Source organism: Methylophaga sp. UBA4204 (genome assembly GCF_002379485.1).
Lineage (GTDB): Bacteria > Pseudomonadota > Gammaproteobacteria > Nitrosococcales > Methylophagaceae > Methylophaga.
Map to the genome: position 1 here is coordinate 3268 of NZ_DFTU01000060.1, position 951 is coordinate 4218.

Annotated in this window: 1 protein-coding gene; it reads right to left on the reverse strand. The window is 47.3% G+C overall.

Annotated elements, in window-relative coordinates; translation table 11 throughout:
• Positions 1–155: 155 nt before the first annotated feature.
• Complete coding sequence (gene proC / locus B3182_RS08520; RefSeq protein ID WP_292752354.1) at positions 156–950, reverse strand: pyrroline-5-carboxylate reductase; 795 nt, start codon at positions 948–950, stop codon at positions 156–158.
• Between the last annotated feature and the right edge of the window lies 1 nt (position 951).

Sequence of the window (951 nt, forward strand, 5' to 3'; positions counted from 1 at the left end):
CACAAAGTGGCTCGGTAATTCGGATAATGGTCTGAATCAAAGGATGGGTAAATGAAGTCCTTATCAGCGGTAACAATAACCGTATGGCAACGATATACATATAAAGCTGAAAAAGTGTTTCAATCAGAAACATCAATGGATTTGAAAAATAGCTATTAGGCATGGTCTTGTCCCAGTTCATTGGCCAGCTCTCTTGCGCGCAAAGCCGCCGCCACTAATGCGTTTTCAAATAAGCCATGTAAACCACCATCTTCCAGTTCATGAATAGCTCTTTCAGTCGTGCCGCCGGGAGAGGTGACCTGTTTACGCAAAGTGCTGGCAGATTCGCCACTTTCAAGGGCCATTTTAGCGGCTCCGAATGCGGTTTCCAAACATAACAGTCGCGCGGTTTCCTGGGGTAAGCCAAGTTCAATAGCCGCATTTTCCATCGCTTCCATCACCAGAAAGAAATAGGCCGGGCCGCTGCCGGAAACGGCAGTAACAGCATCCATGTGTTTTTCTTCTTTCAGCCAGATTGCCAAACCACAGGCACGCAAGATGGATTCCGCCAATTCATGCTGCTGGTGGCTAACATATTCATTTGCAAACAGCGCGGTAGCGCCGGCTTCCACCAACGCTGGCGTATTGGGCATTGCACGCACAATCGCAGCCTGTGGTTTATCCAGCCAACGGCTAATATCTTCAATACGGATGCCGGCGGCAATTGAAATCAGTAATTGCTTTTCTTGCCAGGAAGAATGAAGCGCTTTAACAACCTCTTGCAGTTGCTGAGGTTTGACAGCAATAATAATGACATCAGCACCTTCGATAGCATGTTGGTTGCTGGTAAACGTCTGCACAGGATATTGACGGTTAAGTGACTCAAGTGTTGCGGCATTTTTATCAGCAACGTGGATATCTTCAGCTGACATGCCATTGGCGATTAAGCCACCAATTAAACTGCGCGCCATT

Coding starts and splice junctions, on each gene's coding strand:
- proC (WP_292752354.1), bottom strand. CDS start 950: ATGGCGCGCAGTTTAATTGGTGGCTTAATCGCCAATGGCATGTCAGCT.